Source organism: Hyphomonas johnsonii MHS-2, assembly GCF_000685275.1.
Classification (GTDB): domain Bacteria; phylum Pseudomonadota; class Alphaproteobacteria; order Caulobacterales; family Hyphomonadaceae; genus Hyphomonas; species Hyphomonas johnsonii.
Map to the genome: position 1 here is coordinate 209,669 of NZ_ARYK01000006.1, position 22,375 is coordinate 232,043.

At 63.3% G+C, this 22,375-nt stretch carries 18 protein-coding genes; 15 read left to right on the plus strand and 3 right to left on the minus strand.

What is annotated here, in order from left to right:
- Positions 1-15 precede the first annotated feature (15 nt).
- Positions 16-2,250 carry a 3-hydroxyacyl-CoA dehydrogenase NAD-binding domain-containing protein gene (locus HJO_RS13200; protein WP_035617588.1) on the plus strand — a complete coding sequence of 745 codons (2,235 nt, stop codon included), beginning with the start codon at positions 16-18 and terminating at the stop codon, positions 2,248-2,250.
- Positions 2,251-2,512: 262 nt separating this feature from the next.
- Complete coding sequence (locus tag HJO_RS13205) at positions 2,513-2,752, plus strand: hypothetical protein (protein ID WP_162173832.1); 240 nt, start codon at positions 2,513-2,515, stop codon at positions 2,750-2,752.
- Positions 2,753-2,828: 76 nt separating this feature from the next.
- On the opposite strand, the gene HJO_RS13210 is transcribed toward HJO_RS13205, so the two are convergent.
- Complete coding sequence (locus HJO_RS13210) at positions 2,829-5,429, minus strand: Rne/Rng family ribonuclease (RefSeq protein WP_084141999.1); 2,601 nt, start codon at positions 5,427-5,429, stop codon at positions 2,829-2,831.
- Between the two features lie 429 nt (positions 5,430-5,858).
- On the opposite strand from HJO_RS13210, the gene HJO_RS17865 reads away from it, so the two are divergent.
- The 4 genes from HJO_RS17865 to HJO_RS13230 all read left to right on the plus strand — a co-directional run bounded on the left by HJO_RS17865 (position 5,859) and on the right by HJO_RS13230 (position 10,812).
- Positions 5,859-7,061, plus strand: a complete 1,203-nt coding sequence (locus HJO_RS17865; RefSeq protein ID WP_051618603.1) for an N-acetylmuramoyl-L-alanine amidase family protein — start codon at positions 5,859-5,861, stop codon at positions 7,059-7,061.
- A gap of 62 nt (positions 7,062-7,123) precedes the next feature.
- Entirely contained in the window at positions 7,124-8,884 is a 1,761-nt protein-coding gene (locus HJO_RS13220) for a tetratricopeptide repeat protein (protein ID WP_035617593.1), read from the plus strand.
- Between the two features lie 15 nt (positions 8,885-8,899).
- A complete protein-coding gene (locus HJO_RS13225; RefSeq protein WP_035617804.1) occupies positions 8,900-9,769 on the plus strand; it encodes a 4-(cytidine 5'-diphospho)-2-C-methyl-D-erythritol kinase in 870 nt (289 codons plus the stop codon).
- Complete coding sequence (locus tag HJO_RS13230) at positions 9,766-10,812, plus strand: glycosyltransferase family 4 protein (RefSeq protein WP_035617595.1); 1,047 nt, start codon at positions 9,766-9,768, stop codon at positions 10,810-10,812. Before HJO_RS13225 ends, HJO_RS13230 begins: the two co-directional genes overlap by 4 nt.
- Here the strand turns inward: HJO_RS13230 and HJO_RS13235 are convergent.
- A complete protein-coding gene (locus tag HJO_RS13235; protein WP_164473941.1) occupies positions 10,809-11,765 on the minus strand; it encodes a polyprenyl synthetase family protein in 957 nt (318 codons plus the stop codon). The two genes, HJO_RS13230 and HJO_RS13235, sit on opposite strands and share 4 nt — an antisense overlap.
- A 229-nt stretch (positions 11,766-11,994) precedes the next feature.
- Between HJO_RS13235 and HJO_RS13240 the strand changes: the two genes are divergently transcribed.
- The 6 genes from HJO_RS13240 (at position 11,995) to HJO_RS13260 (ending at position 15,038) form a co-directional block, all read left to right on the plus strand.
- Positions 11,995-12,477, plus strand: coding sequence for a CC0125/CC1285 family lipoprotein (locus tag HJO_RS13240; protein WP_035617600.1), 483 nt, complete (start codon positions 11,995-11,997; stop codon positions 12,475-12,477).
- Complete coding sequence (locus tag HJO_RS13245; RefSeq protein ID WP_035617602.1) at positions 12,477-12,683, plus strand: putative signal transducing protein; 207 nt, start codon at positions 12,477-12,479, stop codon at positions 12,681-12,683. Before HJO_RS13240 ends, HJO_RS13245 begins: the two co-directional genes overlap by 1 nt.
- The gene (locus tag HJO_RS13250; protein ID WP_035617604.1) at positions 12,680-13,408 is read left to right on the plus strand and encodes a tRNA1(Val) (adenine(37)-N6)-methyltransferase; all 729 of its coding nucleotides are present in this window, start codon (positions 12,680-12,682) and stop codon (positions 13,406-13,408) included. Before HJO_RS13245 ends, HJO_RS13250 begins: the two co-directional genes overlap by 4 nt.
- 120 nt (positions 13,409-13,528) lie before the next feature.
- Positions 13,529-13,666: a hypothetical protein gene (locus HJO_RS18450; protein ID WP_156945644.1), complete on the plus strand. Its 138-nt coding sequence runs from the start codon at positions 13,529-13,531 to the stop codon at positions 13,664-13,666.
- 62 nt (positions 13,667-13,728) lie between these two features.
- Positions 13,729-14,631 (plus strand): glycine--tRNA ligase subunit alpha, encoded by a 903-nt coding sequence (locus HJO_RS13255; protein WP_035617606.1) that lies wholly within the window; start codon positions 13,729-13,731, stop codon positions 14,629-14,631.
- Between the two features lie 164 nt (positions 14,632-14,795).
- Complete coding sequence (locus HJO_RS13260; RefSeq protein WP_035617608.1) at positions 14,796-15,038, plus strand: CDGSH iron-sulfur domain-containing protein; 243 nt, start codon at positions 14,796-14,798, stop codon at positions 15,036-15,038.
- A gap of 9 nt (positions 15,039-15,047) precedes the next feature.
- Here the strand turns inward: HJO_RS13260 and HJO_RS13265 are convergent, their stop codons facing one another.
- Complete coding sequence (locus HJO_RS13265; protein ID WP_035617611.1) at positions 15,048-15,533, minus strand: hypothetical protein; 486 nt, start codon at positions 15,531-15,533, stop codon at positions 15,048-15,050.
- A gap of 171 nt (positions 15,534-15,704) precedes the next feature.
- Between HJO_RS13265 and glyS the strand changes: the two genes are divergently transcribed.
- The 3 genes from glyS to HJO_RS13280 all read left to right on the plus strand — a co-directional run bounded on the left by glyS (position 15,705) and on the right by HJO_RS13280 (position 22,344).
- Positions 15,705-17,915 (plus strand): glycine--tRNA ligase subunit beta, encoded by a 2,211-nt coding sequence (gene glyS / locus HJO_RS13270; RefSeq protein WP_035617613.1) that lies wholly within the window; start codon positions 15,705-15,707, stop codon positions 17,913-17,915.
- Positions 17,916-18,132: 217 nt separating this feature from the next.
- Positions 18,133-20,826: a pyruvate, phosphate dikinase gene (ppdK, locus tag HJO_RS13275; RefSeq protein WP_051618604.1), complete on the plus strand. Its 2,694-nt coding sequence runs from the start codon at positions 18,133-18,135 to the stop codon at positions 20,824-20,826.
- A gap of 429 nt (positions 20,827-21,255) precedes the next feature.
- A complete protein-coding gene (locus HJO_RS13280; protein ID WP_241764747.1) occupies positions 21,256-22,344 on the plus strand; it encodes a cell wall hydrolase in 1,089 nt (362 codons plus the stop codon).
- Positions 22,345-22,375: the final 31 nt, after the last annotated feature.

Below are 22,375 nucleotides of genomic sequence, written 5' to 3' on the forward strand. Positions count from 1 at the left end.
TACTGGAATACGACCATGAAACTCGACACATTCTCATTCGACATCGACGCGGACGGCATCGCCCATGCCGTGTTCGACGTGCCCGGCCGCAGCATGAACACGCTGACCGGCAAGGCCGTCGCTGACATCATTGCGATCACCAAGGAAGTCGCCACCAACGACAAGATCAAGGGCCTCGTGCTCTCGTCCGGCAAACCGAGCGGCTTTTGCGCCGGGGCAGACCTTGGCGAGATGGGCAGCCGCGCAGGCAGTGCAGGCGACAAGGCGAAGAAGACCGAAGCGGAACTCAAGCAGGAGCAGTTCGATGCGGGCTTCTCGCTGAACAAGACGCTTCGCCAGCTCGAAACCTGCGGCAAGCCAGTCGCAGTCGCGCTTAACGGCCTCGCCCTTGGCGGCGGCCTCGAAGTGGCGCTCGCCGGCCATTACCGCGTTGCGGCCAATGACAATCCCAAGCTTCAGTTCGGCCTGCCGGAAGCCAAGATCGGCCTCCTGCCCGGCGCAGGCGGCACGCAGCGCCTGCCACGCCTGATCGGCGTCCAGGCAGCCTTGCCGCTGATCCTCCAGGGGGAAAGCTTCAACGCCGAGAAAGCCCTTGCCATGGGCGTCGTCAACGAACTCGCCCCATCATCCGAAACCGAGGCGAAAGCCACCGCATGGGTCAAGGCCAACCCGACCGCCAAGGCCCCTTGGGATGTCAAAGGCTTCAAGGTTCCCGGCGGCGTACCGCACCGCAGTCCGGGCGCCGGCCAGGTCATGACGATGGCGAACGCCATGTTGCACGCCAAGACCTATGGCAACTATCCGGCCCAGAAGAATATCCTGTCCTGCATCTATGAAGGCATCATGGTGCCAATCGATGCCGGCCTGCGCATCGAGACGCGCTACTTCATCAACACCCAGCAGCGCCCGGAAGCAAAAGCGATGATCCGTTCGCTGTTCCTGTCGACGCAGGCCCTGTCCAAGGGTGCCAACCGTCCGGCTGGCTATCCGAAGTACGAGCTCAACAAGGTCGCCGTCATCGGCGCTGGCCTGATGGGCGCCGGCATTGCCTATGAACAGGCCCGTGCCGGAATCGAGACGATCCTCGTCGACGTCTCGGTCGAGAATGCCGAGAAGGGGAAAGACTATTCCCGCAAGCTCGTCGAGAAGAACGTGTCGCGCGGAAAGATGACCCAGGAGAAGGGCGACGCACTGCTCGCCCTGATCAAGCCGACAGCCAACTATGATGACTTCAAGGGGGCTGACCTCGTCGTCGAAGCCGTGTTCGAAAATCCGGAACTCAAGGCGCAGATCACCAAGCAGGCCGAGGCACAGCTGTCTGAAACGGCCGTGATGGGTTCCAACACGTCCACACTGCCGATCACCGGCCTTGCCGAAGCATCGGTCCGTCCGGAAAACTTCATTGGCATCCACTTCTTCTCGCCGGTCGAGCGGATGGGACTGGTGGAAATCATCAGCGGCAAGAAGACCAGTGAAGAGACGCTCGCCAAGGCGATCGACTATGTCCTGAAGATCCGCAAGACGCCCATCGTGGTCAATGACAGCCGCGGCTTCTACACCTCGCGCTGCTTCGGCACCTATACGCAGGAAGGGCTCGAAATGCTCGGCGAAGGCATCAAGCCGGCAATCATCGAGAATGTCGGGCGCCAGTCCGGCATGCCGATGGGGCCGCTGGAAGTGTCTGACAGCGTCGGCCTCGATACCGCGCTCAAGGTGGGGCGTCAGATGGCCCAGGCCATGGGCGTGGACTACACCAATGACGCCCGGGGCCAGATGATGGCCTGGCTGGTCGAAGACCAGGGCCGCGTTGGCCGCAAGGCTGGCAAAGGCTTCTACGACTACAATGAGAAGGGCAAGCCGGAGCGCCTGTGGCCTGAGCTGAACACCCAGATCGACGTCAAGGTCGACGAGTGCCCACCCGCCATGAAGAAGGAGCTGACCAGTCGCTTCCTCGTGCGCCAGGCGATTGAAGTCGCCCGCTGCTTTGAGGAAGGCGTCATCACTGATGCGCGCGATGCCGACATCGGCTCGATCCTTGCTTGGGGCTTTGCACCCTATACCGGCGGCTGCGCCAGCTATGTCGACCTGATCTGGGGCATCAAGCCTTTCGTCGAAGAGGCTGACCGCCTCGCCGACAAATATGGCGATCGCTTCCGGCCGGGCAAGCTGCTCCGTGACATGGCCGCCAAGGGTGAAGGCTTCTATGATCGCTTCCCGCCAGCTGACGTGAAAGCGAAGGCTGCTGCCTGATCAGCCTGCTGATAATTTCGGGCGGAACGCTTGAATACATGCTGTTTTGTGGCCGGGGCGATTGCTCCGGCCACTTTCGTTTGGGCTTGACGGCCTTCCCCCGTTAGTGGATTTGTCTGTGCATCGATCGATTTTGATCGTGGGGACAAAAGGAAAAATTATGAAGAATGTTGCGCTCTTCGGGGCGGCAATTGCCGCTTTGCTTGCGTCGGCCTGCACGTCGACAACGAAAGTCAGTACAATGCAGCCGGGAGATCAGAAGATGTCCTGCTCACAACTCGAGAGCGAGTTCGTGGCTCTTGATAATGTCATGAACGAGGCTGACGACAACAAGGGGGTGAACACCGCCAATGTCGCGGCGGTTGTTCTCTTCTGGCCAGCAGCCGTCGGCAACTACATGGATGCCGACAAGGCGCAGGACCTGGTGGACAAGCGGCGCACTCACCTGATGGGGATTTACGAGGACAAGAACTGCGACGGCGCGGCTGTTACAGCCGGGTAGGCTGGCGCGCAGCGCAGGTCCAAACAAAAAGGCCGGGGCATTTCTGCTCCGGCCTTTTTCTTGTCTGGTCAGCGGTCTATTCGCCGCGGGCGCGGGCCCACCAGCCCTTGCGCTTCGCACCGGTGTCTGCGGTCTTGGCCGGTTCCGGCTTGGGCTCTGGCTTCGGTTCGGGGGCGGCGGCCATGGCCGGCTCTTTGGCAGGCTTGGCCTCAGGCTCCGGTTTCGGTTCAGGCGCCGCTTCGGCGACCGGCTCGGCTTCAGGTTCGGCCCTGGTTTCGACCGGCGCGTCTGTGACTGCAGCGTCCGCCTTCGGCTTGGCACGAGACCGACGCGCGCGTTTCGGCTTCTCAACCGGCGCTTCGGCGTCTGCGTCCGCTTCGGTTGCGACGACAGCTGCAACAGGCTCCGGTTCGGATTCTGCGGCCGCTTCGCTAGGCGGAACATCATCGAGCATTTCCGGTGCACTGGCCGACAGGCCGTCGAGATAGGCGCCGCCATCGGTCGGGGCGTTCTCGTCCGCACCTTCGGCACGCTCTTCACCTGCAGGCCGCCGCCGGCGACGTCCGCCTCTACGACCACGCCGGCGGCGCTTGCGGGCACCGTCTTCGCTGTCATCGGCGCTGGTCTCAGGGGCACCGCCCGGTTCGTCCGCGTCATCGCCATTATCGTCTTCGGCGTTGGCACCGGCATCCGCCTCTGTGGGTGCGGTGTCGCCATCGATGACTTCCAATCCGGTATCGCGGCCGTCGCGGTTGCGTCCGCGTCCGCCCCGGCGACGCCGGCGCTTGCGCGGCTTGTCCTGGCTATCGTCCGACCTGGCGTCGGAAGAGTCGTCGGATTCAGCGGCGATTTCCTCGTCGTCGTCCTCGTCGTCAATGTCCTCGTCGTCGTCATCGGAGACAGCCGGCTTCGATGCCTTGGACAGCGACCGTGGCGGCGACTTTTTCTTCGGCTTCTGGTTCGGGTCGCGTTCGGCGTCGATCATGAAGTCGCCGGGCAACAGGTCTTCCGAGGAATGGATCGACACGGCAAAGCCTGCGAGCCGCTCGATCTCGATCAGCGCCTCGCGCTTGTTGTTGAGGATATACAGCGCGACATCTGTCGGCGCCTTGACGGAAATGCTTTTCAGCCCGCCGGTCGAGGCGCGGGCCTCGATTGCCCGGATCAGCTGCAGTGCAGCCGACGGAATGGAACGGCGACGGCCTGTGCCATTGCACGCTTCACACGGGTCGGACGTTGCCTGCAGAACGCCCTGACGGCGCCGCTGGCGCGAGATTTCCATCAGGCCGAACTGCGAGATGCGGCCATGCTGGACGCGGGCGCGGTCAACCTTCAGGCATTCCTTCAGCTTTTTCTCGACGGCGCGGTTGTTCTTGTTCTCGTCCATGTCGATGAAGTCGATCACGACGAGGCCGGCAAGATCACGCAAACGCATCTGGCGGCAGGCTTCTTCGGCCGCTTCCAGGTTGGTGCGCACCGCGGTCTGCTCGATATTGCGTTCCTTGGTCGACTTGCCCGAGTTCACGTCGATCGCGACGAGGGCTTCGGTCTGGTTGATCACCAGGTAGCCGCCGGACTTGAGCTGCACGGTCGGCGAGTAGATCGAATCGAGCTGGCCTTCGACAGCCTCGGCGACGAACAGCGGATCGTCGTCCTTCCACTGCTGAACCTTTTTCGACTGGCTCGGCATGATCAGCTTGGCGAGGTCTTTCGCCTCGCGGTAAGCCTCTTCGCCCTGCACCCAGACTTCCTCGATGTCCTTGTCGAACATGTCGCGCATGGCGCGGTGTACAAGGCCGCCTTCGGCATTGATCAGCATCGGTGCTTCGGAGGTCAGCGTCTTCTCGACAATGGTTTCCCAGAGTTTCGAGAGGTAGTCATAGTCGCGCTTGATCTCGGCCTTGGTGCGCTTGGCACCGGCCGTGCGCACGATCAGGCCCATGCCGTCCGGCACATCCAGTTCGCCGATGATCGATTTCAGGCGCTTGCGATCGGCACCGTTGGCAATCTTGCGGGAAATGCCGCCACCGCGAGGCGTGTTCGGCATCAGGACCGAATACCGGCCGGCCAGCGACAGGAACGTGGTCAGGGCCGCGCCCTTGTTGCCGCGTTCTTCCTTGACGACCTGCACCAGCATCACTTGCCGGCGCCGGATCACTTCCTGGATCTTGTAGCGCTTGGAGATCGACGAGCGGGGTGATTCCTTGCGTGCCGGGCGCCGACCGCGGGCCGGCTTGGCAGCCGCCTTGGAGTCACCGGTCTCGTCATCGTCGTCGTCATCATCATCGTCGTCCGAAGATTCGTCATCATCGTCGGAATCGTCGTCGGCGTGGACCTCATCGGCCTCGTCCGGCTCGTCGTCGTCTTCATCCTCGATCGCGGCAGCGGCCTCTTCGGCGGCTTCCTTGAGGAGGGCTTCGCGGTCTTCGGCGGGAAGCTGGTAATAATCGGGGTGGATTTCGCTGAAGGCGAGGAATCCGTGGCGGTTGCCGCCATACTCGACAAATGCCGCCTGCAGCGACGGCTCGACCCGCGTTACCTTCGCGAGGTAGATATTGCCGCGGAGTTGTTCGTTGCCGGTTGTCTCGAAGTCGAAATCATCGACCTGGCCGCCATTGACTATGGCCACACGGGTCTCTTCCGGGTGGGCGGCATCGATTAGCATGAGTTTGCTCATGGAACATGACCTTATGATCCGGCGCCGCCGCCACGGGCGCGGTGCGCCTCGAGCGAGCGGTCAGGCCGGTCTGTGTTGGTTGGGGGAGGGTGCGGCCATGCCGGTACCACGCGCCGTGAGGCGATAATGGAATACTGACGATGGCCACGGCACCCGTGCACATATTGCTTTGCTTTCCGGAGCGCGGCGCCCGCTTGCCTTTTCGGTGAAGCGCGATCGCTGACGCGTCATTAGGAAACTTGTTGGATAGCCTTTATTCCGGCTACGGCGTGGATAGTGCCCAATTTCACCGCGAATTGAAAGGGCGAAATTCTTTACAGCACAGTTGACTCGCATAAGTCCGGTCAATGCTGGGTTAATCTTCCTCCTGTTAGGGGAAGAGGGTGATGATGCTGACCCCTGCCAATTTGACCCCGCCGCATTGAGCCGATGACCCTGTTTCGCCTGATTCTGCTGACATTAGCCTGTATTTGTACGGGTTTTTTCGCACAGGCTGAAATCAGTGACGTCCGGATCGTGGGGAATGGCGAGCCAACCCGGATCACCGTCTGGAGCGATACGGCCCAGGATGCGGGTGCCTTCCTGGCACAATCCGGCGGCCAGCGCAGCCTGATTGTGCCACTTGAGGGTGAAATTTCACCCCGCGTCGGCAAGGGCGCGGGCGGTGTTGAAACCTGGGCGCTTTCCAGTGGTCGCCTCAGTTTTGCGCTCGATCGACCGCTGATGGTTTCGCGCGTCCTCAACCTTCCGCCGACAGGTAGCGCGACATCCTACCGGGTCATCATCGACCTCGAGACAGTTTCGCCTGCACGGTTCGCCAGCACGGCAAAACGCGACATGCAGCGCCTGGCACGGGCCGAATCCGACAGTCGCAAGGCCACCTACGCGCTTGCGGCGGCAGAAATCACCCCGCCCGGTCCGCTGCGGCCAAGCGAGCGCAAGGGTGACCACAAGTACGTCATCGTGGTTGATGCCGGCCATGGCGGCAAGGATCCGGGTACGCAGTCTGCCCGCGGCCTGCTTGAGCGGGACGTCACTTTGAAGGCGGCGCTCTATCTCAAGGACATTCTGGAAAAGGATGATCGTTATGTGGTCCGCCTGACGCGTGACGACGACACGTTCATCGAACTCGAGGACCGCGTCACGCTGGCGCGCAACTGGGGTGCAGACCTGTTCATTTCACTGCATGCCGACGCGGCGGGATCGCCTGACGTGGCAGGTGCTTCGGTCTACACCATTTCCGAGCGCGGTGAACGCCGCATCGACAAGGAAGCCGACAAGAACGACTGGAAAATCCCGGTCGAGACCGGCGCCTCCAAGGCCATCAGCGGCATCCTGGTCGATCTCGTCAAACGCGAGACCAAGTCGCACTCGGCGGCCTTTGCCGAGCTCCTGTTGCCGGAACTGGCGGCGGCGGGCCCGGTCCTGCGCGGGACGCACCGGAATGCCGGGTTCTACGTGCTGCTGGCACCGGATGTGCCGGCCGTGCTGCTCGAGATGGGATTCCTGACCAACACCGCGGATGCCAAGCGCCTGCAGTCCACCGCAGGACGGGCAAGAACCATGCAGGCGGTCAAGCGCGGCATCGACAAGTTCTTCGACCGCCAGGAAGTGATTGTCGCATCCGACTGAGTGCCAGTCATAACGGGTGTATTGGGCTTGCCGCAGGCGACGGTTACTGAGAGATTGCCAAGATGAACATTGTCCGGTCCCTGTCTGCGCTTGCTGCCGTCCTGCTCGCGGGCTCGTGCGTGAACTCGAATGCGACCCAGGGCCTGCGCGACGCCATGCTCGCCGACGGTCGCCCGCCGGATGCCCGCGCTTACGGCGATTTCCTCGTCGCGCGCTTTGCCGCGATGACGAACGACCCGGAAACGGCGGCGGAATATTATGCGGCGGCAATCGACACGGCACCGGAAAAGTCCGGTATAGCCGAGCGGGCTGTCTTTTCAGCGCTGCTGGCAGGTGATTATGACACCGGCGTCCGGCTTGCCCGCCGGGCGAATGAAGTCGGCAGCGAAGCGACGCTCGTCCGCCTGACGCTCGGTGTCGATGCCATGGTGCGCGGGCGGGAGGACGAAGCGGCCGTTTATCTCGACGAGACCGATTACGGCCCGTTCAATCGCATGGTCGCACGGGGCCTGTCGGCCTGGCGCATCGCAGACCGGCATGGCGCCGACAAGGCGGAAACCTACCTGCGCGCGGGCCTGACCGGTGACCCGAGCCTCGACAGCGCCACGCTCTACATGCTGGGCCTGATCCAGGCCGCCGACAAGAAAGATGCTGCCGCGCTCGAAACCTTCGACCAGCTGTGGGATTCAGGGGCCCGGCTGGCTGTCGGTGTGCACGCACATGCCGAGCTTCTGGCGGCCAATGGCCAGAAACAGCGGGCCTTGGACATCCTGCAGGGATTCCGTGAGGAAATCGGCCAGAACGCCGCGCTTGAGGGTTTGCGGGCCGACATCCTTGCCGGCAAGAGGATCCGCCCGGAGCGCCTGTCGACACGTGAAGGCGCGGCATTGGCGGTATACGTGCCCGCAGCGGCGCTGATGATGCAGACAGACGACGACCTCTCAGGCGTCTATTTCGTTCTGGCCCTGGCGCTCGATCCGCACCTCCAGGTCGCCCGCTCGCTCTGGGGCCAGTCGCTCGACAATGCTGACCGCCGCCAGGAGGCGATCTCGGTCCTGTCGCGCATCCCGGATTCTTCCGAATTCTATGCCACGGCCCGCGGCCAGATGGCCTGGGCCCTGCGCCGCGAAGGGCGCAACCAGGAAGCCATCGCGATTGCGGGAGATGCGCTCGACCATTCGCCTGACCGGGGCCTGAAGGTCCAGCTGGCGGACCTGTTCCGCTCGCTCGACCAGTTTGCCGACGCCGACCGGCTTCTCAGTGAGGTCATCGCGGAGGACGCCAAGGTCGGCCGAACCGACTGGCGGATCCTGTTCGCGCGGGGTGCCACCCGCGAACAGCTCGGCATGTGGCCCGAAGCTGAATCAGACCTCAAGGCGGCACTCGCGCTGCAGCCGGATGATGCGTCGGTCCTCAATTATCTCGGCTATTCCTACATTGACCGGGGCCTGAATCTCGAACCGGCGCTGGAGATGATCCGCCGTGCCGTCGAACTGGACCCCAAGTCCGGCTATATCGTCGACAGTCTCGGCTGGGCGCACTACCGGATGGGCCATTATGAACTTGCCACCCGTTTCCTTGAACGTGCGGTGGAGCTGTCACCTGGCGAAGCCCTGCTCAACGACCACCTCGGCGACGCCTACTGGCAGGTTGGCCGCAAGACCGAAGCCCGTTTCCAGTGGCAACGCGCGCTGAAGCTTGATCCCTCGGACAGCGAGCGCGAACGGATCGAGGCCAAGATGGAGGCAGGACCGGAGACGCTGGTTCTGAAAAAGGCCGAGACAGACGCCGCTCCGCCCGTGCCGCTCGTCCAGCGGCCCTGATCGCCAGGCCTGATGCTGACTGAGCCCGCCCCGGCCAAGGTGAATCTGTTCCTGCATGTCGCGCGTGCAAAGGCGAACGGCCGGCACCCGCTCGACTCGCTGGTCGTGTTTGCAGGCGCGGATGCTGCGGACCAGGTCAGCGCGCGCCCTGCCAACACCCTTTCCCTCACCATCACGGGCCCGGCAGCGTCAACGCTGGGCGTCGGCGGGGATAATCTTGTGCTGCAGGCCGCACGTGCGCTGCAGCAGGCCGCCGGCGTCACCAGCGGGGCGGCGCTTACGCTTGAGAAGCATTTGCCGGTTGCTGCCGGTATTGGCGGCGGCTCGGCGGATGCAGCTGCAGCATTGCGCGTGCTGACCCGGCTCTGGAACCTTGATCCGCTCCACGCCCGGGCCGTCGCACCGGCGCTTGGCGGGGATGTCCCGGTCGCGCTGCACGGTGGATCGGCGTTGATGCGCGGGGAAGGGGAGCGTGTGGTGCCTGCGGCCCTGCCGGGCGCCTTGCCGGCCTTGCTGGTCAATCCGGGCCTGCCGTGCCCGACCGGTCCTGTCTTTGCCGCCTTCGATGACGCGGGCGGCGGCGAACACTTTGCCGAGACGGCCTTGCCGACTTTCGACACCGTCAACCAGTTGTCAGCCTGGCTTTCCGGGCAGCGCAATGACCTTGAAGCCCCGGCGTGCAGCCTTCTTCCGGCGCTGGCCGGCGTGGCGGCAACCCTGGCGGCCCTTCCCGCCGCCGGCCTGGCGCGCATGAGTGGATCGGGCGCCACGTTCTGGGTTCTGTTTCCGACGCTTGCGGCTGCCCGCGATGCGGGCCACAGCCTGTCGCAAACCCATCCCGATTGGTGGGTGCGTGCCACCCTGCTCGGAGAGCCTGTCCTGTGATTTCCATCGCCCTTTTCGGTCCGACGCTGGTGTCATTCGTCCTGTGCCTTGTGGTCATGCGGCTGGGAATCAAGGATGCCCCCGATGGCGGCCGCAAGACGCAGGCTGCGCCCGTGCCCAGCGCGGGCGGCCTCGCCGTCCTCGCCACCGCACTTGCCTTCTACTTCGCCCTGGCGTCCCCTAATGTAGCCGGCTTCGTGCCTCTCATCCTCCTCGTCGCCGCGGCCGCCCTGGTCGGCCTTGTCGATGATGTCCGGGGCTTGCAGGCGCGCTACAAGTTCGGCCTGTCAGGCCTGATGTGCGTGCTGGCGGCGGCCTATGGCCCGCACCTTGAAACCTTCTACCTTCCCGGCGGGCCGGACGGTGGCTGGCCCCTGCCTGCCTGGATCGCGATCCTCGGGGCAGCGCTCTGGTTGTTCGTCATCATCAACGGCACGAATTTCATGGACGGCGCGAACGGCCTGGCCATGGGCAGCGCGGCCAGCATGCTCTATCCAACCGCGCTGATGCTGTTTCCTCATGCCTGGTTCAGCGCCGATTCTGCCCTTCCTGGCACGATGGTCGTGCTGTCTGTCCTGACAGCGCAGGCCATTCTCGGGTTCCTGTTCTGGAACCTGCGCGGCAAGCTCTATGCCGGTGATGTCGGGGCGCTCGGCGCCGGTGCGGTCATCGCGGTATCCGGCCTCGTCCTGGCGCGCACCTATTCCGTCTGGGTGCCGGCGACCCTGACCCTGCCGTTCCTGGTGGACATTCTGCTGACGATGGCCTGGCGTGCCCGGCAGGGCGGCAACCTGTTCCACCCGCACCGCGACCATGCCTACCAGCTGTTCCTGCGGGCAGGCTGGCCGCACTGGTGTGTCGCACTTCTCTGGTGGGGCTTTTGCATCGTGTGCGGCGTGGCGCCGGTGGTCGCAATCGACGCCTCGACACCGTCGGACGCGACGGCGTTCTGGATATTCATCACGTTGTGCACGACCGGTTCTGCCCTGTGGTTCTGGCAACGCGCCGTAATCGGCGGGCGCCTGAAACGCGAAGGCCTTTAGTAGGCCCGACTGACGCAGAAATCCGCAAGGTCTTCGAGAGCGTCGCGATAGATGCTGGCCGGAAGCGTGCGGAGGGCGCCCTTGGCGAGTGCCGCATAGGCTTCCGCTTCCTGCACGGTGGCTTCGGCTGCGCCAGTCGCCCGGATCAGGTGAACGGCGTGCGCGAGGTCCTGTTCGGACTGGGTTTCGGGATCGAGCGCCGTCTCCCAGAATTCGCGATCTTCATCAGAACCGCGCCGACGCGCGATGATCACGGGCAGGGTGATCTTGCATTCCCGGAAATCGTCGCCGACCGACTTTCCGATGACCGTGGTGGTGCCGCCATAATCAAGCACATCGTCAATGATCTGGAAGGCGAGGCCGAGATTCTTGCCGTAGGTTGCCAGAGCAGCGGCGTGTTCGGCCCCATCGGCCGACATGGCGCCGGTTTCGGCGGCGGCTTCGAACAGTGCACCCGTCTTGGCCTCGACGATGGCCAGGTAGTCTTCGGTGGGCAGGTCGCGCTTCTGCATGGCGGCGAGCTGGCGGACTTCGCCCTCGGCAATCGTCGTGGATGCAGTGGCAAGGCGGTTCAGGATTTCGAGATTGTTGGTCTCGACCAGCAGGTTGAACGCACGGGCAAACAGGAAATCGCCAACCAGGATCGAAGCCTTGTTGCCCCATATCGCCTTGGCCGCGGGCTTGCCGCGCCGCAGGTCGCTTTCATCGACGACATCGTCGTGCAGCAAGGTGGCGGTGTGGATGAATTCGACGGCCGCAGCCAGCGCGTGAGTCTGTTCGTTCGCCTTGCCCACAGCGGCAGCTGCAATCAGCGTGATCATTGGCCGGAGGCGCTTGCCGCCAGCAGAAACGATATAGCCGGACAGGTCGGGAATGATCGCGACGGGGCTTGCCGCCCGTGTGGCGAGGAGGACTTCCACGGCTGCCAAATCGTCGGCAACGAGGTCCTGCATCCGCTCGACAACCGACTCGATGGCCGCCTTGGTCTTGGGTCTTGGCGCGAGGGTCAAGAAGCGAACTCCTGTTGGGTGCGGCAATGCTTATTATCTATGTTTATGCCACGAGAGTCCAAAGAACGACGCGGCACCGGGCCGCAGCTATATGGGCCAAGTCTGGCGCCGATGCTAGAGCGTCCATATTCAGGGGCTGGAACGCCTCCGTGTTTTGGGGTTTATACACAGTATGAAAACACTCATCGCCGTCGCCGCCCTTGGTCTCGTTTCTGCCTGCGCAAGCCACGTTCCTTACGGACCGGCCGCGTCCAGCTCGGCAGCGGGATATACCTCACAGAAAATCGAAACCGGCCGCTACCGGGTATCCTACACAGACAAGGATCCCCAGCGTGCACGGGACATGGCGCTGCTTCGCGCAGCCGAGATCACGCTTCAGGAAGGCAACGACTGGTTCGAGGTGACAGGCGGATATACCGACGCCAGCCCGGCGGGACGCGGCGGCGGAACGTCTGTCAGTGTCGGCGGGTCGTCCGGGTCGCGCGGCTATAGCGGCGTTGGCGTCGGGGTCGGCATCGGCTTTCCGATCGGCGGCAGTAGCGGAAAAGTGACTGAAGTGCTGGATTTCGTCATCGGCGAAGGGGCCAAGCCGGACCGGCCGACCGTCTATGACGCGCGCTCTGTCGACATCAACCTGCGTGGCAATGCGCCCTGATGGAAGAGATATTCCGTACCAATGATCCGGTGAAGCTGTCCTATGTCGAGCATTTGCTGCGGGAGGCGGGCATCGCTTACTTCGTCGCCGACCAGCACATCTCGGCCGTTGAAGGCAATATCGGTGCGTTTCCGCGCCGGGTGATGGTTCGCGAAGACCTCGCCGCGAGAGCCGTTACGGCGCTGTCCGAGGTCGAGCCGGGGTGATCACCCACAGCGAAGACACGGTTTACCAGGGCCGCGTGAAACTGTTGCAGCCATTGAAGGGATTCCGCGCGGGAAGCGATTCCCTGCTGCTGGCCGCTGCCCTGGAAAGCCGGGAAAATGGCGCGTTCCTCGAGCTTGGATGCGGGTGTGGCGGCGCGCTGTTGCCGGCGGCGTTCCGATTGCCGGAGGTGCGGTTCACCGGCGTGGAGATCGATGCGGACATGGTGGCGCTGGCGCAGGCCGGTACGGTGGCGAACGGGTTCGAGACCCGTGTGTCCGTGCAGGCGGGCGAGGCGTCCGACTGGGTCAAGGCACATGAGAACCGGTTCGACACCGTGTTCGCCAATCCTCCCTATTTCGAGCCGGGCCGGATCTCGCCACCGGGCGAGGGAAAGGAGACGGCCTACCTTGAATCGCTTGATGTTTCCGGCTGGGTGAAGGCCATGGTGTTCGCCGCCAGGCCGCGCGCGCCCGTGGTGCTTGTCCACCGGGCGGCCGAACTGGCGCGCATCCTGACGGCGATGGACAGGCAGACCGGGGACATCACCGTCCTGCCGGTTGCCTCCAAGCCTGGCGAGGAGGCGCGGCGGGTGCTGGTAAGGGGGCGCAAGGGCTTGAAGCGGGGGCCGGTCAGGTTGCTGGCACCGATCTACACGCATGACAGGGGCGGGGAGCGGTCGACCGTAGGGCATGATGTGGCGGCGGGACGGGCACTGCAATGGTAGGGCAGGGCGCGGCATGGGTGAGGTGTGGGTGAGGTGGGGCCGGACCCGGTTCTGCCTTGAATTCATTCACGGGCCACCCACCTCAAACCGACGACAGGAATCTTCAGGAGGACCTGTTACGTGGTATTCGGTGTCGTCTTCTTCGGATTTGCCATTTTCGGGCTGGCCATTGCCTTGCTCGGGCATCCGGCATTCTACCGCGCGCTGACCGGGCGCAAGAGCGGGTCTGCCGACCACCCCGACTCCAAGGGCCTCTAGTGCTTGCGCCGCACGGCGCTGCCTTGTAGTCCGGGCCGGACGTCAATTTCCGGACATTTCCCATGCCTGCGCCCAAAGCCCAGCCGAAACCGAAATCCTTCCAGGACCTGATCCTGATCCTGCAGGCCTATTGGGCCGATCAGGGCTGCGCGATCCTGCAGCCCTACGACATGGAAGTCGGCGCCGGGACGCTGCACCCGGGCACCGTGCTGCGGGCGCTGGGGCCGAAGAACTGGCGGGCGGCCTATGTGCAGCCGTCGCGGCGACCCAAGGATGCGCGGTATGGCGAAAACCCGAACCGGCTGGGCCACTATTACCAGTTCCAGGTGATCCTGAAGCCGAACCCGGCGAACCTGCAGGACCTGTACCTGACAAGCCTTTACAAGATCGGCATCGATCCGATGGTGCACGATATCCGCTTCGTGGAAGACGATTGGGAAAACCCGACCGTCGGCGCATGGGGCCTTGGCTGGGAAGTCTGGTGCGACGGGATGGAAGTCAGCCAGTACACCTATTTCCAGCAGGTCGGCGGGCTCGACGTGTTCCCGGTTTCGGGCGAACTGACCTACGGGCTGGAACGCCTCGCCATGTATGTCTTCGGCGTGGACAATGTCTACGACCTGCCCTTCAACGACCCGGACTCTGCCGTGCCGCTGACCTATGGCGATGTGTTCCTCGAGAACGAGCGCCAGCAATCGGCCTTCAATTTCGAACACTCTGATGTCGAGATGCTGAAACGCTGGTTTGCCGATTGCGAGAGCCAGTCGAACGCGCTGCGCGATGCGGGCAAGCCGCTGCCGGCCTATGACTACGCCCTCAAGGCCAGCCACACGTTCAACCTGATCGACGCGCGCGGCGCGATCAGCCCGACTGAACGCCAGGCCTATATTGCCCGTGTGCGCGACCTCGCCCGCGGCGCGGCCGCCCAGTGGGCGGAACAGGAAGAGGCGCGGGCAGCAAGCTGAGGCAGTGCCATGCCGGAGCGGGCCGTTCACCTGCTGAATGACCACGAGGGGGCGAATTTCCCGGCCTTCATGCTAATTGACGTTTTGGTGATATGACCCCGATCCTGTTGCAGTAGAAGGCGATCGGATGCACAGTCGATGCGAAAGCTGCGGAGGACTGATGAATGGCCGAACAACCCAAAATCGCTGGCAAGCAACCGATTCCGGTCGCGGTGGTGGCAGGCAAGACCTATTGGTGGTGTGCGTGCGGCCAGTCCAAGAACCAGCCTTTTTGCGACGGCAGCCACAAGGGCACCGCGTTCGAGCCGGTCAGCTGGACAGCCGAAAAATCGGGCAACGCGTTCTTCTGTGCCTGCAAGCGCACAGGGAAGGTGCCGCTCTGCGACGGAACGCATAACGGCCTCTAGGCTGCGCGCTTAATCGATTTTTGCCAGATTATCCCAATAATCGGTGGGGGGGACGCCTTCCATCATGTCGTTGACCATCTGCACGAAGCCGACATTGAAGTAAGAGCGACACAGGGCCCATAGGTTCCGGGCGCGCTCGGTGCCGAGTACAAAATAGATGACGCCGCGATAGGATTCCCAGGCTTCCTTGTCCATGGCGCCGCTCTTGTACTGGAGCCATTCGAATTCGCGGGCGCGCATCTGGCCGATCATCCAGAAGATCAGCCTGGTCTTCTCTTCAAAACTGGGCGTTTCCGTCTGCGAGAAGATGCGCCCCAAGTCGGGGTGTTCGACGAATTTGTAGACGCCGCTCTGGTCGTTCGCCAACTGGGCCTGCCGCGATTCCGAGCGCAACAGCGCGGTGCCCTGCCTGACCTGAATGGCGACATAAATAAGTGTCGCGACGACTGCGACGACGCCAACGATTTGAGCCGCGTAGGCGATCTGTTCGAGCATGGTGATGTTTCCCCTGAGTATCGCCCGGACCTTGCAGGATTCCTGCTGGCTTTGCCAAGCCTTGGCGCGATCAATGGGTTTTGCCGGCAGGGCCGATGGGCGCCCCAGACTTGACCCCGGCGCAGGCGCGTCTATGCCGTGCAGGTTCAATTCCCAACGGCTGGACTCCCTATGGCTGACCTACTGCTCGAGATATTTTCCGAGGAAATCCCTGCACGCATGCAGGCCAAGGCCGAGGCCGATCTCGGCAAGGCGCTGGGCGATGCGCTGACCGGGGCGGGCCTGGCCTTTGATGCGCTGGAAACGGCCAGCGGGCCGCGCCGCCTGTCGGTCAACGTGACGGGCCTGCCGGTGAAATCGGCGGACGTGTCGGAAGAACGCAAGGGCCCGAAGGTCGGCTCGCCGGAGCAGGCGATTGCAGGCTTCCTGAAGGGCGCCGGGCTGACATCGATTGACCAGGCCGAAGTGCGCACGGACCCGAAGAAGGGCGACTTCTACGTTGCCATGCTGGACAAGCCTGGCCGCCTGACGGCGGACGTGGTGGCCGAGGCCGTGCCGGCGATCATTCGCGGGTTCCATTGGCCGAAGAGCATGCGCTGGGGCACGGGCGAGCTGCACTGGGTGCGTCCGCTGCAGGGGATTGTGTGCGTCCTGGACGGCAAGGTCGTGCCGTTCGAGGTCGATGGCCTTGCCAGCGGCAACCAGACCGAGGGGCACCGGGTGCACGGGCGCGGGCCGTTCACGGTGACGGGCTGGGCCGATTATTCAAAGCAGCTGGAAGGCAAGGGCCATGTGCGGCTGACGCGCGCTGCGCGGCGCGACGTGATTGCCAAGGGCATTGCGGACGTGTGCGCCAGGGCGGGCCTGGAATGGGTGGAAGACGCAGGCCTGCTGGAAGAGGTTACGGGCCTCGCCGAATGGCCGGTCGTGGTGCTGGGTGACATGGACCCGGCCTTCCTGGACCTGCCGCCGGAAGTGATCACGCTGTCGATGCGCACGCACCAGAAATATTTCGCGGTGAACGACAAGAAGACCGGCAAGCTGGCACCGCATTTCATCGTGGTCGCCAATATCGATGCGTCTGATGGTGGTAAACAGATCGCGGCGGGCAATGCGCGGGTTCTCTCGGCGCGGCTCGAGGATGGCCGGTTCTTCTGGGACAAGGACAAGGCGACGAAGCTGGATGATATGGCGGCAAAGCTGTCGACGATTGCGTTCAAGGAAGAGTTGGGCAGCCTTGGTGACAAGGTGGAGCGCGTGGCGGCACTGGCGCGCGAACTGGCGCCGGCCGTGGGCGCGGATGCCGACCTGGCAGAGCGTGCGGCGCGGCTGTGCAAGGCCGACCTTGTGTCGGAAATGGTTGGCGAGTTCCCGGAACTGCAGGGCGTGATGGGGCGGTATTATGCGCTGGCGGCGGGCGAGCCGGCCTCTGTCGCTGATGCGATCCGCGACCATTACAAGCCGCAGGGGCCATCAGACGCCGTGCCGACAGACCCGGTGAGCATTGCCGTGGCGCTGGCAGACAAGCTGGACACGCTGGTGGGTTTCTGGGCGATTGACGAGAAGCCGACGGGATCGAAGGATCCGTTTGCGCTGCGCCGCGCGGCGTTGGGCGTGGTGCGGATTGTGTTGGAGAGCGAAAATCGGATCAGCTTGTTGGGCGTGATGTACGCCATGGAAGAGCGTTACCTGCAATTCACAAAATCAAAGCTTGAACACTATCCTATGGCTGTCAAATCGTTGGCAAACGTTGAGGTGAAAGCGCGCCGAGGCAAACCGAGTCTTCTTACGCTTTTGGAGTACATCCGGGCTATGGAAAGCGATGCAAGATATCGATCTTACTGGAGCCAATGTTCTGACCTCCTCTCCTTCTTCGCAGACCGCCTGAAACAATACCTACGCGACCAGGGCCAGCGGCATGACCTGATTGATGCGGTGTTTGCGCTGGGCGAGGATGATCTTGTGTTGATCACGCGGCGGGTCGAGGCGCTGGGAGCGTTCCTTGATACCGAAGACGGCGCGACGCTGCTGGCGGGCTACAAGCGCGCGGCGAATATATTGAGAGCCGAAGAGAAGAAGGGCGCGCTGCCGGAGAATCTTTCCGTCGATGCCGCGCTCATCAAAAAGGGCCCCAAGGAAGAGCAGGCGCTGTATGCGGCGCTGACTGCTGTGCGGAGCGCCATCGCGGCACCGCTGAAGGCCGAGGATTTCGCCGGGGTGATGAGCGAGCTGGCGAAGCTGCGCAGCCCCGTCGATGCCTTCTTCGAGGGTGTCATGGTGAATGACGGTGATGCGGCGGTGCGGGCGAATCGCCTCGCCTTGCTGACCGATGTTCGCGCTACCCTTCACCAGGTCGCCGATTTCTCGTTGATCGAAGGGTAAACGCCCGCCTGTTCCGGTTTGAAACAGCCCTGGCAGGCAATATCGCGTGTCAAATGGGTCACGCGCGTTTGACTCCCGGCGGCGGTGCCCCAGAAAACTAGCCTGACGGGCGATTTCACGCACTCTCAGGTCTGGCAATCCGCGCTGCGATGCAGCATAGGAATTGCAGGTTTTGCGGCAACTATTTTGTCCGCACAGTCTTAAGAGGGTGAATTTCATGGGTGAAGCGGCTTTGAAACAGGCAGACGAGACCTGGGTCTACGGGTTTGGTGGCGGCACGGCCGATGGCGATGCCTCGATGAAGAACCTGCTCGGCGGCAAGGGCGCCAATCTCGCCGAAATGGCGAAACTCGGCCTGCCTGTGCCACCCGGATTTACCATCTCGACGGCCGTCTGCACCGCTTATTACGAACTCGAGCGCGAATACCCTTCGACCCTGTCGCCGCAGGTGGACGCTGCGCTGGCCGCGGTCGAACAGGAATCCGGCAAGGGCTTCGGCGACCCGGAAAACCCGCTGCTGGTCTCGGTCCGCTCGGGCGCGCGCGCGTCGATGCCGGGCATGATGGACACGGTGCTGAACCTCGGCCTCAACGAGGCCTCGGTGAAGGGCCTTGCCAAGCTGGCAGGGGAGCGCTTTGCCTATGACAGCTATCGCCGCTTCATCCAGATGTATTCCAATGTCGTGCTGGGCCTGCGCCATGACACGTTCGAGCACATTCTCGACGATTATAAAGAGCGCCAGGGATTCGAACTCGACACCGAGATGGAAGCGGAAGACTGGAAGGCCGTGATCGTCTCCTACAAGGAGGCCGTCGAGAAGGCGCTGGGCAAGCCCTTCCCGGATGATCCGAAGGAACAGCTGTGGGGCGCGATCTCGGCCGTGTTCGGCTCGTGGATGAACGACCGGGCGATCACCTATCGCAAGCTGAACGATATTCCCACCGAATGGGGCACGGCGGTGACCGTGCAGTCGATGGTGTTCGGGAACCTTGGCGAAACCTCGGCCACCGGCGTCGCCTTCACGCGCGACCCGTCGAATGGCGAACCGATCTTCTATGGCGAATACCTGATCAATGCGCAGGGCGAGGACGTTGTGGCGGGAATCCGCACGCCGGCGCCGATCTCGCGCGAGCGTGCCGACACGCTGAAATCCGCTGATGCGCCGCTCGAAGAAGCGATGCCGCCGGTCTATGCGCAGCTGCGCGAAGTGGCCGACAAGCTGGAGCGCCACTACAAGGACATGCAGGACCTGGAGTTCACGGTCGAAAATGGCCGCCTCTACATGCTGCAGACCCGCAACGGGAAACGCACGGCCTCTGCCGCGCTCAGGATCGCGGTCGACATGGCGCGCGACGGCCTGATCACCGAGGAAGAAGCCGTCCTGCGGCTGGCACCGTCGCAACTGGACCAGCTGCTGCACCCGACCATCGCCGAGGATGCCGTGCGCGACGTGATCGTGACCGGCCTGCCGGCCAGCCCCGGTGCGGCCGTCGGCAAGGTCGTGTTCGATTCAGAAGAAGCCTTTGCCATGGCCGAGAAGGGCGAGGACGTGATCCTTGTCCGCATCGAGACCAGCCCGGAAGACATCAAGGGCATGCACGCGGCCCGCGCCATCGTGACGGCGCGCGGCGGCATGACCAGCCACGCGGCGGTTGTTGCGCGCGGCATGGGCCGGCCCTGCGTCTGCGGCGCCGGTGGCCTGCAGATTGACACCGCCAAGGGCGTGTTCCGCGTCATGGGCCGGGAAGTGAAAAAGGGTGACGTGATCACCGTGGACGGCGCAGCAGGGCAGGTGCTGCTCGGCGCGGTCAAGATGATGCAGCCGGACCTGTCCGGTGATTTCGGGACGCTGATGGGCTGGGCCGACAAGGCCCGCCGCCTGAAAGTGCGGGCGAACGCGGAAACGGCGCTGGATGCGCGCACGGCGGTCGAGTTCGGCGCCGAGGGCATCGGCCTCTGCCGGACCGAGCACATGTTCTTCGACGCCGACCGCATTCCGGAAGTGCGCGCAATGATCCTGGCCAATGACGAAGCCGGCCGGCGCGCATCGCTGGCCAAGCTGCTGCCGATGCAGCGTGCCGATTTCGAGGACCTGTTCCGGATCCTCGAAGACCGCCCGGCGACGATCCGCCTGCTGGACCCGCCGCTGCACGAATTCCTGCCGCACTCGGATGCCGACATGGAAGAGGTGGCCAAGGCCTCTGGCGTGAAGGTCGAGGAACTGAAGCGGCGCGCCGCAGACCTGCACGAAAGCAATCCGATGCTGGGCCACCGTGGCTGCCGCCTCGGGATCACCTATCCGGAAATCTACGAGATGCAGGCACGGGCGATCTTCGAGGCTGCGGTGAACGTCGCCAAGGAAACCGGCCGCCAGCCGGTGCCGGAAGTGATGATCCCGCTTGTCGGCACGCACAAGGAACTGTCGATCCTGAAGGCCGTCGTTGATGGCGCCGCCAAGGCGGTATTCGCGGAAACCGGCACGACGCTGGACTATATGGTCGGCACCATGATCGAGCTGCCGCGGGCCGCCCTGCAGGCGGGCGAGATCGCCCAGTCTGCCGAGTTCTTTTCGTTCGGAACCAATGACCTGACCCAGACAACATTGGGGATTTCACGCGATGACGCCGGGCGATTCCTGAAAATCTACGAGGAGAAGGGCATCTACGAGAAGGATCCCTTCGTCACGCTGGACCAGGTGGGTGTCGGTGAACTGGTGAAAATCGCCGCAGAACGAGGGCGCAAGACCCGCCCAGGCATCAAGCTGGGCATCTGCGGAGAGCATGGCGGCGACCCGGCTTCGGTCGCATTCTGCCACCGTGCAGGCCTCGATTATGTCTCCTGCTCGCCTTACCGGTTGCCGATCGCCCGTCTCGCGGCGGCACATGCGGCGCTCGAAGAATCGCACAAATAGCCACCAGGCAGCTCGTTTCGATGGCAAAATGGTGTTGTAGATTTGTCACAGGGGCAAATGCGGGCGCGAGCGGCCGGCCAGGCCGAATTCGTTAATTTCTTATGAAATTCAACAGACTGGGAAAACCGGCCGTGTCCACGGCCGGAATCCGCCCCGATTCGGTATCTTGCACCTGACGGAAATGTCACTCAGAGAAGTGGCTGCGTTCTTGCTAGTAAGGGGATTGGCCGCCTATTTCCCGCCCAGAAGCGGGACCGAAGCGGTTCTGGAATATTAGTCAAACCAAACACGCCTGGGTCATTTAGAGACGAAGCTATATCGTCTGCCAGGGATTGGGGAGCGGTGATGTTAAGGGTTCTTCAACCACGAAGGGCGACTCTGTCGCCAATGGGTGGGCTCCGAGAGAAGCTCAAGCGTTGGTGGATGACAATGACAGACGACGAACAGCGAGATATCTTCATTCGCGGTGCGACGATCGCCGTCTGCGCCGTGGCTGCGACAGTCACGCTGCCCATGGTCGGTCAGATTCAGGCCGAGAAACGCGCTGATGCGGACTTCCGTGAGCAGGCTGTAAGGCTTGCGAGCATTGAAGACGGCGGCGTGACCGCGCGGACCGCTGCGTTTACGCCGGCCCTGCTGGACACGCCCTGGATGCGTACCGTCGAATACACCCTGGAGCGCGATACCGGTTCCTCGATGAGCCGCTATGCCATGCGCGACCGCGATGGCGCAGCGCTGAACTCGCTGACCAGCTTCCGCCCCGAACATATCAAGCGCGCCGAGACGATCAGCGCGGAACAGAAGTGCATGGCGCAGGCCGTGTACTATGAATCGGCCCACGAGCCGCTCAACGGCCAGCTCGCCGTTGCCGAAGTCATCGCCAACCGTGTGCGTGACCATCGCTATCCGGACACCGCCTGTGGCGTGGTGTACCAGGGTGCGACACGCACGACCGGCTGCCAGTTCACCTTCACCTGCGACGGCGCACTCAAGACGCCGCCCATGGGCAAGAACTGGGAACGCGCAAAGACGATCGCTGCGCACGTGATGATGAATCTCAATGTCGACCAGACCGGTGGTGCCACGCACTATCACGCAACCTATGTCGACCCGATCTGGAGCGCCGGCCTGATCAAGACCGACAAGATCGGCATGCACATCTTCTACCGCTTCCCACGCGGCTCGACGGAATGGGCCAGCGTGCGCAAGGGTTATGAAAATCGCCGCGCACAGCTGCAATATGCGTCAGCCGGAGCGGATGTCGTGACGCCGGATACGGAGGCTGCAACCTCCTACATCCAGACCGTCATGCCGGTGTCCACGGCTCCTGCCGCTGTCACCACATCGAACCGCACGATCTCGAACGGCGCGCCGCGCCTGACGACGATCCGCTCGGTCGACTATGAAGAGCCGCAGCTGAACACGCCAAGCAATGCCGACAAGATTGCGGCCTATACGGCGATGCAGACCGGTGTCGAAGTTGCGAGCAACGATATCAGCCCGAACGTGCTGCGCTAGGCACACGCCATTCGGCAATCATTCAAAGACC

What these genes read in the sequence shown, in the direction of transcription:
- HJO_RS17865 (WP_051618603.1), top strand. Translation starts at nt 5,859, where the DNA reads ATGACCCTGTTTCGCCTGATTCTGCTGACATTAGCCTGTATTTGTACG.
- HJO_RS13265 (WP_035617611.1), bottom strand. Translation starts at nt 15,533, where the DNA reads ATGCTCGAACAGATCGCCTACGCGGCTCAAATCGTTGGCGTCGTCGCA.
- HJO_RS13235 (WP_164473941.1), bottom strand. Translation starts at nt 11,765, where the DNA reads ATGCAGGACCTCGTTGCCGACGATTTGGCAGCCGTGGAAGTCCTCCTC.
- ppdK (WP_051618604.1), top strand. Translation starts at nt 18,133, where the DNA reads ATGGGTGAAGCGGCTTTGAAACAGGCAGACGAGACCTGGGTCTACGGG.
- HJO_RS13210 (WP_084141999.1), bottom strand. Translation starts at nt 5,429, where the DNA reads ATGAGCAAACTCATGCTAATCGATGCCGCCCACCCGGAAGAGACCCGT.
- HJO_RS13220 (WP_035617593.1), top strand. Translation starts at nt 7,124, where the DNA reads ATGAACATTGTCCGGTCCCTGTCTGCGCTTGCTGCCGTCCTGCTCGCG.
- HJO_RS13245 (WP_035617602.1), top strand. Translation starts at nt 12,477, where the DNA reads ATGGAAGAGATATTCCGTACCAATGATCCGGTGAAGCTGTCCTATGTC.
- glyS (WP_035617613.1), top strand. Translation starts at nt 15,705, where the DNA reads ATGGCTGACCTACTGCTCGAGATATTTTCCGAGGAAATCCCTGCACGC.
- HJO_RS13200 (WP_035617588.1), top strand. Translation starts at nt 16, where the DNA reads ATGAAACTCGACACATTCTCATTCGACATCGACGCGGACGGCATCGCC.
- HJO_RS13240 (WP_035617600.1), top strand. Translation starts at nt 11,995, where the DNA reads ATGAAAACACTCATCGCCGTCGCCGCCCTTGGTCTCGTTTCTGCCTGC.
- HJO_RS13255 (WP_035617606.1), top strand. Translation starts at nt 13,729, where the DNA reads ATGCCTGCGCCCAAAGCCCAGCCGAAACCGAAATCCTTCCAGGACCTG.
- HJO_RS13260 (WP_035617608.1), top strand. Translation starts at nt 14,796, where the DNA reads ATGGCCGAACAACCCAAAATCGCTGGCAAGCAACCGATTCCGGTCGCG.
- HJO_RS13205 (WP_162173832.1), top strand. Translation starts at nt 2,513, where the DNA reads ATGTCCTGCTCACAACTCGAGAGCGAGTTCGTGGCTCTTGATAATGTC.
- HJO_RS13280 (WP_241764747.1), top strand. Translation starts at nt 21,256, where the DNA reads ATGACAGACGACGAACAGCGAGATATCTTCATTCGCGGTGCGACGATC.